Origin of the sequence: Rhodopseudomonas sp. (assembly GCF_048594845.1) — a bacterium.
In the GTDB taxonomy this organism is placed as follows: domain Bacteria; phylum Pseudomonadota; class Alphaproteobacteria; order Rhizobiales; family Xanthobacteraceae; genus Rhodopseudomonas.
In genome coordinates, this window is sequence record NZ_JBMDXE010000167.1 from 1 (window position 1) to 2,211 (window position 2,211).

Genomic DNA, 2,211 nt, shown 5'->3' on the forward strand with positions numbered 1-2,211 from the left:
GCGGTGAGCGCGATGCCGCCGGCGACGATCGCGGCGCCGCGGGTCAGCTCCACCGCCTTGACGTCGGTATCGACGCTGCCGCGCAGATGCCGGCGCTGGGTGAAGCGCAGCATCACGAAGGTGACGACGATCGCCACCAGCGACGGCAGCGCGAACACCCGCAGCCATTCCAGCAGCGTCGGCATGCGATCGCCGAACACCACGAGGTTGGCTGGGTTGGAGATCGGCAGCACGAAGCTCGCCGCATTGGCGATGAAGGCGCACACCAACAGATACGGCAGCGGCTCGACCTTGGCGGCGCGCGCCGCCGCATAGACCGCCGGCGTCAGCACCACGGCGGTGGCGTCGTTGGACAGGAAGATCGTCACCAGCGTGCCGACCGCATAGACGATGGTGAACAGCCGCGATGCCGAGTGTCGCGACTGCCGCACCGCCTGCACGGCGAGCCAGTCGAACAGCCCTTCCTGCCGCGCCACTTCCGCGAGCAGCATCATGCCGATCAGGAAGAAGTACACGTCGAGGCCCTTGCCGGCGGCGGCGAGCGCGTCCTGCCAGGGCAACAGCTGCAGCACCACCAGCAGGATTGCGCCGGCGGCGGCCCAAATGAACTCCGGCAAATTCCACGGGCGCGCGACCACGCCCAGCGTAGCCAGCGCGGCGATGCTGCAGGTCACAGCCGTCACAGTGATCATCACGCCGCTCCCGCGGGCGCGGCGGAGCCGAGTTCATCGGGCGTGCCGGCGCAGGCCGGCCGCAGCAGCGACGCGAAGCCGACCCACAGCGCCACCGAGCCGATCGCGAAGGCGCCGAGGATCAGGAACATCGGGCCATAACCGAGCTCCTGGGCGATCCAGCCGCCGATCGCCGGGCTGAGCGAGGCGCCGATGCCCTGCACGGTCATCACCGCGCCCTGGCCGGCATTGACCCGTCCGGTGCCGCTGAGGATGCGTGCCACCAGGCCGGGGACCGCGACGCTCTGCAGCCCGGCGCCGATGCCGTCGAGGATCTGCACCGGATAGACGCCCGATTTGTTGAGCATCCAGGCGGCGATCACGCCGCGCAGCGGCAGCGCCATGAACGAAATCAGCAGCACGAGCCAGTAGCCTTCCTTCTCCGCCATCCGCATCGCCACCAGCGACGTCGCGATCATCACCGTCTGGGCGATCACGATCGTCATCGCCACGAAGGTCGCCGGATCGGCCTTCTGATCGGCGACGACGGCGAGACCATAGAGCGGCAGCATCGCCGCGTTGCCGAGATGAAAGAACAACAAGGCGGCCGCCAAGATCAAGAGCGGTTTCGACTCCAGCAGCACGCGAAAGCCGCTGGCCTTGTCGTCGCTGCCGCCGCGATGCTCGAGCCCGCGCGCCGCATCGTCGTCGATCGCGTCGCTCGGGATCATCATCACCGAGACGATCGACAGTACGCCGAACGCCGCCGCCAGCCAGAACACCGCGGTGAAGCCATAGGCCCAGCCGAGCAGACCGGACAGCGCGGCGCCGACGACATTGCCGGCATGGTTGAAGGCCTGGTTGCGGCCGTTCTGGCGGTTGAATCCGGCCTGCCGCACGATGCCGAGCGTGATGCCGGCGACCGCCGGACCGATCGCCGCGCCGGCGATCGCGGTGGCGACCTGCGAGGTGGCGACCAGCCAGAACTCCTGCGACAGCAGCACGATGCCGGAGGCGAGCACGGTGCACACGCCGGGGATGATGACGAACAGTTTCTTGCTGCGCGTGGCATCGATCAGCGCGCCGGCCGGCGTGGTCATCAGCATCCCGGCGACGCCGCCCGCGGTCATCACCGTGCCGATCCATCCGCTTTGCCAGCCGTGCGCCAGCAGAAACACGCCGAGGAACGGGCCGATCCCGGCCTGCATGTCGGCCATGAAAAAGTTCAGCGCGAGCAGCGGCCGCAGCGCGCGCTGCTGATGCGACGATGTCGGTGTCACGGCGTCCTCAGAATTTCGAGATCAGGGTGATGCCCGCGACCATCAGCACGGCGCCGGCGATGCGGCCGGCACTGAGTTCGTGCACCGTCATGCCGAACAGGCCGAAGCGGTCGATGATCAGCGACATCAGGATGTTGGCGGTGATGGTCAGTCCGGCGAAAGCACCGGCGCCGACTTGGCCGACGAACATCAATCCGGCGACCACCGCGAATGCGCCGATCAGTCCGCCGAGCGGCGCCCACCACGGCATCTTGGCGAGA

At 68.3% G+C, this 2,211-nt stretch carries 3 protein-coding genes; all 3 read right to left on the bottom strand.

All coding sequences use genetic code 11. The features are described from left to right. A partial coding sequence (locus ACOJTD_RS10475; RefSeq protein WP_420132855.1) for an SLC13 family permease occupies positions 1-692 on the bottom strand: 692 nt, incomplete at its 3' end. Continuing rightward, positions 692-1,951, bottom strand: a complete 1,260-nt coding sequence (locus tag ACOJTD_RS10480; protein ID WP_420132856.1) for an MFS transporter — start codon at positions 1,949-1,951, stop codon at positions 692-694. The genes ACOJTD_RS10480 and ACOJTD_RS10475, both read right to left, overlap by 1 nt. A gap of 7 nt (positions 1,952-1,958) precedes the next feature. Further along, the coding region (locus tag ACOJTD_RS10485) for a DMT family transporter (RefSeq protein WP_420132857.1) at positions 1,959-2,211 on the bottom strand (253 nt) is incomplete at its 5' end.